Raw genomic sequence first — 5,495 nt, forward strand, 5'->3', positions numbered from 1 at the left:
TCCTTGATGTATCGCATACCTCAAAACTACGCCTTTCTAGTTTCTTATACCTATTTTTGCATCAGTACTTAAGTATGTCAATTATTGATAGATAGGGGGAACTAAGGAATCCAGAAAAAAACTGACCAGCACTAAGGCGCGGCGGATGGTACAAGGAGTCGGGAATAATCTCTAGCCATTGGTAGAAAGGAGTAGCAAAAAGCAACAAAAAAAGCCCGAAGAAGCATCTAAAAACAGCTGTATTAGGTGCCGGTATATGAGTAGACCTTTTAATTCTACTGAAAAGCGTGGCAATAATTCGGTCAATCGAGGTTAAAATACTTTTCATGAAGCGTTTCCTGCTTTAACAACTGTTTCTTATCCAGGGAAATGTAGTATTTTACTTTAGCCAAAAGAAACCTATCGGCCCGATATCCTTTATCAATTAGTTTTTGACGAAACCACTTTCTAGATTCGCTTAGATCGTCTGCTAGTAAGTTATCTCCCTCTAAGCCAAAATTGTGGCGTGCCAGGTTCCAAATTAAGTAAGGCGGGATGGGTTCAAGGAAGGTTTGAATATCGATTTTCTTGCTTGTTCCATCTTGACCAAAACCGTAGACTTCGTAAAGAGTATAAGAAAAGGTGCCATCTTCAAGTTCAACAATATGAGCCCCTGAAGGCAATAGTAACGCTGGATAAGGCTCTAGAGAAGGACTATACCAACGTAAAACAAAGGGTATCAAAAGAAAGAGCATTAGAGATATAAACCCAATAAGGTATTTATATTTAAACATTATAAGATTCTATAAAAATGCACACGTTTGAAGATAGGTGATTCTAGAGACTTATTAATTTTTAGTAACAGAAATTCATACTACAGCATCCACAGTCTCCAAACCGCCGATAGCAGCACTAGCAGTAACGAGGCTGGAACCAAATACTTCCAACAAAGGGTCATCAGTTGATCAACCCGCAACCGGGGGTATGTCCAGCGAACCCACATCTGCACCACTACTAGCAGCAGCGTTTTACTGAATAGCCAAAAGATGCCCCAAGTGTGGCCTAGCCAAGTACCTGGCTCTCCGGTTGTCCAGTCGGCTAGCATTACTGGCCCAATATTCGGTAGCGGAGTGTTCCAACTTCCCAGAAAAAGGATCGTCCCCAGAAAGCTTACTAGTAGCATCATGGCATATTCGGATAGCATAAACAGTGCCCAGCGAAAGCCGGAGTATTCGGTGTGATAGCCACCAATTAATTCTGATTCTGCTTCAGGAAGATCAAAAGGAGCCCGGTTACTTTCGGCCAAAGAAGCGATGAAGTAAATAATAAAGGCGAAGAAAAGAATAGGAACCCGCACAATATTCCAAGATAAAATTCCCCCGATATTCGTAACGTCAATCTGCCAATCAGCAATCCCGAACAAGTAAACCGGAACGGTAGTAACCTCCGGTGCGAGGATGCCCTGCTGATAAGAGATATTTTGTAAATCAAAGCTCTGAGAGACAATTACTGCACAAAGCACCGATAACCCTAAAGGAATTTCGTAGCTAATAATTTGCGCTACCGACCGTAGTGCTCCGTAGAGTGCGTATTTATTGTTAGAGCCCCAGCCGGCCATCAATACCCCAATTACATCCAACGAGACAATAGCTAGCAAAAAGAACATGCCGACCTCAGCCGTAGAACCTCTAAAACCGGAAGTGAGCGGCAGCACCGAAAATCCAGCAAACACCGCCACAAAAATAATAATTGGAGCGGTTAAGAACAGAATGCGATCTGCGGCTTTAGGTACAATATCCTCCTTTTGGATCAGTTTAAGCAGATCGGCTACGGTTTGCAATAAGCCGTACTTACCTACTTCCATCGGTCCCATCCGGTCTTGAATGAAGGCTGAAATCTTCCGCTCAGCGTATACGCCCACTACGGTGAATCCTAGCAAAAAAGGAAGAAAGAACAGAAACGTGCCCATAGGCGAGCAAATTACGAAAAAGATGATTGTTAATTGTTGATAGTTACTGGTTCCTTATCCACTATCAATTATTCATTGTCAATTTTTCATTATGTAAAGCATTTCTCGGGCTATCTGACGGCAACGCTTGTCGTACTGCTCACTTTCCTGCGGAGTGTTATCATACTGTTTAGGATCTTTGTAAGGAAGAGAAAAGCGAGCATCAGCACCAGATATAACTGGGCAGTCTGCATCAGCGTCGGAGCAAACCATAATGGCTGCGAATGAGCGATGCGGATTTTGGGGATGATCGTACTTTTTGGAGAACATATTTATGTCAGGATAATCACTACCTACGGAAGCTAAGTACTGCGGATTGCTGCTGTATTCATCGATGGGTATAAACCGCACGCCAGCTCGAGATAAAGCCCCCACTGCATTCGGGTGAAAAGCGGTAGCTTCGGTACCACCGGAAAAAGTGTGAACTGTTGATAAACCGTAGTAATAAGCGGCTACCTGCAACCAAAGTTGGCCGAAATGGCTTCGCCGCGAATTGTGCGTGCAAATTACTACCAAACGGACTTCCTCTTTCGCCAATGATTTTTGGGAGAGATAATCTCTTACTTCTCGTAAAGCTGATTTGCGCTTCTCTGTAATTTGGTCAAGTTCTTCAACTACACTTTCAATGTACTGTGCTAAATCGTGATGTAACATATCATTAGAGTAAAGCATGATATCCAGCATGAGCCTTCCACTCAATCAAACAACCCAGCATGCTACCAGTTTATGTGAATAAGAACTTTTTCTACGAAATAAACTTTTTGATATGAAAACCATGACCAAAGAAGACTTACAGACACTAGCCGACTTTTCCGGTCTCAACTGTGTTAGTATATTTATTCCCACCCATAAAAAAGGCCACGAGGTGAACGAGGGGCAGGATGCTATACTACTTAAAAATCACTACCAGCAAATTCGTCAGCAACTAAAGGACAAAGATATTTCAGAAAATGAAGCCAATGAATATTTAGCTCCAATCAAGCAATTGGTGGATGATAGTAACTTTTGGCGTCATCAAGAACATGGGTTAGCTATTTTCCTGGGGCAAGATTACTTTAAATTTTTAAAACTACCACGCTCCGTGCGAGAATTCAGTATACTTAGCACTTCTTTCCACCTGGATCAAATTGTTCCGCTACTGCAAAAAGAGCATCCGTTCTATATTCTGGCAATTAGCCTGAACAAAGTTCGGCTACTAGAAGGCGATGAGCAGAGCGTAGAGGAACTCAACATCCAAGATATGGTGCCCGAAGGAATGGAAGATGCTCTAAGCTACTATGATTTCGAAAAAACTTTGCAGTATCATTCTGGAGGCTCAAGCCGGGGTAAAGCTGGCACTTCTGTATACCACGGACAGGGTGGCGACGGCGATAAAGATGACGTATACGTTGAGGAATATTTTCGGCGGGTAAACGATGTACTGGAACAGATAATTGAAGATAAGAACCGCCCCGTGGTATTAGCTGCCGTAGATACCCAGCACCCTATCTATCGTGAGGCTAACAAATCGTTTAAACTAGCCGAAGAAGGCATTCAAATGAACCCCGACCGCGAGTCGCCTGAGAATCTGCACCAAAAAGCAGTTGAAACTTTGCAAGGCTACTTTAACGAAAACAAGCAAAGCGAAATGAATCGTTACGCAGCTTTAGCAGGTTCAGGACAAGCTTCCTACGATATTGAAGAAATAGCTCCCGCTGCGATTAATGGGCGAATTGATGCTTTGTTTGTGGTAGAAGGAACCCATCGGTGGGGGCATATCGACCGCCAAGCGAATTCGGTACAGTTGCACGACGCTCAGCAAGAGAACGACCATGACTTGGTATCAAAATCAGCGGTGCAGACCATCTTACACGGTGGTAACGCTTATATGGTGAAGAAAGAAGATTTACCCGAAGAGTTTGTCGACGCCGACCTAGCCGCCATTTTCCGCTGGTAATTTATTTAATAACTGATGAATAATGCAAGTTGCTATTCATCAGTTATTAATCATTCGTCATTATTCATTTTCAATACCAGTCCCAGTTGCCTTTAAGGTAATACTGATAGAGCACCGGGTTATGAATCTGATTGACTTCTACACTATCTAGCGGTAGGCCGTAGATATTTTTACCGAAAGTAGTCATCATTTGCATTGCTTCCTGATTAATCCACTTCGTAGAAATATGATTAAAAGTCAGTTGTTGAAGCTGGCTTTTTATATTTATAGCGGTACTGGATTTTACGCCGAGTATCCAGCCCCACTCGCCCATCGTTACAATCTGGTTGTGCAGCATAGCTGTTTGAAATCCCGCCGCCGCTACGGTTTCATCGATACAACGGAAAGCCTGGGTAGCAAAGTAGGGACTACCCGCTTGGGTAATGAATACTCCTCGCTCTCGCAAGTGCCGATAGGCTAAGCGGTAAAATTCTTCGGTGTACAGCCGGTTAAGATCAACTGATTTGGGGTCGGGCAAATCGATAATTACTACATCATAGTACTGATTCGTTTGCTCCAAAAAAGTGTAAGCATCCAGATTATAAATCGTTACTTTAGAGTGGTGCAATGCACTATCATTCAGGTTAAGCATTATTGAGTTTCTTTTACCTAAACTGGTCATTGCCGGATCTAGATCTACTAGCGTAATGTCTTTTACCGAAGAGTACTTTAAAATTTCCCGTACTGCACAGCCATCACCACCACCTAATACTAGCACTTGCTGCGGATTTGGAGCTAATGTCATGGCTGGATGAACCAGTGGCTCGTGGTACAGCACTTCATCCACCGTACTTAGTTGTTGGTTGCCATTAATGTAGAGCCAGTAGTCGTTTTTCCACTGGGTGAGCACTATTTTCTGGTAGCGACTTTGCTGCTCGAAGATAACCTTATCGCGGTAGCGTTGCTGCTCACCGAAAAGAATAATTGGCTTGGCAAAGATCAGTCCACTCAAAAGTACTGCACCTACTACACCTCCAATACTACCCAGCAGTTTCCGATTAAAGGCAGATAAATGTTGCCACAGCATAAAGAGTAAAACAATAGCTACGGCAAAATTGACGAAAGCCAGCACAAACGGAGTATAGGTTAACCCTAAGTACGGCAGCCCTACAAAAGCAAAGAACACCCCACCCAGCAGACTGCCAAAATAATCTTTTTCCATTACTGAAGCTACATTAATTCGCAACGACTCAAAGGTATCATTCACCCGAATCACCAGCGGAATTTCCAGACCAATCAACAGCCCAATACTCATGCAAAGACTATAAATAATGAGTCCGGTGTATAGCGTGTAACCGGAAGCCAGGTAGGCTAACAAAGCCGAAAACCCGCAAAGTATTGATAGGGTAAACTCGACTATAATAAACTTCTGTAGCAAATCTTTTTGAAAGAAGCGACTCAATCGGCTGCCCAATCCCATTGAAAACAGCATGAGCGAGACAATCATGGTCCACTGAAACACCGAATCGCCTAAGAAGTACGTAGCCAATGTAGAGAGCACGTACTCAGCAACAATACCGGCTAGCCCCGTGG

Annotated in this window: 5 protein-coding genes; 1 reads left to right on the top strand and 4 read right to left on the bottom strand. The window is 43.3% G+C overall.

Going from position 1 to position 5,495, the window contains the following annotated elements; translation table 11 throughout:
* Positions 1-302: 302 nt before the first annotated feature.
* The 3 genes from WBA23_RS18390 to WBA23_RS18400 form a co-directional block, all read right to left on the bottom strand.
* Positions 303-773, bottom strand: coding sequence for a hypothetical protein (locus WBA23_RS18390; RefSeq protein WP_424583741.1), 471 nt, complete (start codon positions 771-773; stop codon positions 303-305).
* A gap of 80 nt (positions 774-853) precedes the next feature.
* Entirely contained in the window at positions 854-1,948 is a 1,095-nt protein-coding gene (locus tag WBA23_RS18395; protein ID WP_424583742.1) for a complex I subunit 1/NuoH family protein, read from the bottom strand.
* Between the two features lie 78 nt (positions 1,949-2,026).
* A complete protein-coding gene (locus WBA23_RS18400; RefSeq protein ID WP_424583743.1) occupies positions 2,027-2,641 on the bottom strand; it encodes a protein-tyrosine-phosphatase in 615 nt (204 codons plus the stop codon).
* A gap of 112 nt (positions 2,642-2,753) precedes the next feature.
* On the opposite strand from WBA23_RS18400, the gene WBA23_RS18405 reads away from it, so the two are divergent.
* Positions 2,754-3,923: a hypothetical protein gene (locus WBA23_RS18405; RefSeq protein WP_424583744.1), complete on the top strand. Its 1,170-nt coding sequence runs from the start codon at positions 2,754-2,756 to the stop codon at positions 3,921-3,923.
* Positions 3,924-3,993: 70 nt separating this feature from the next.
* Here WBA23_RS18405 and WBA23_RS18410 read toward each other — a convergent pair.
* On the bottom strand, positions 3,994-5,495 hold a 1,502-nt coding region (locus WBA23_RS18410; RefSeq protein ID WP_424583745.1), incomplete at its 5' end, for a polyamine aminopropyltransferase.

Origin of the sequence: Tunicatimonas sp., from assembly GCF_049647865.1 — a bacterium.
Lineage (GTDB): Bacteria > Bacteroidota > Bacteroidia > Cytophagales > Cyclobacteriaceae > Tunicatimonas.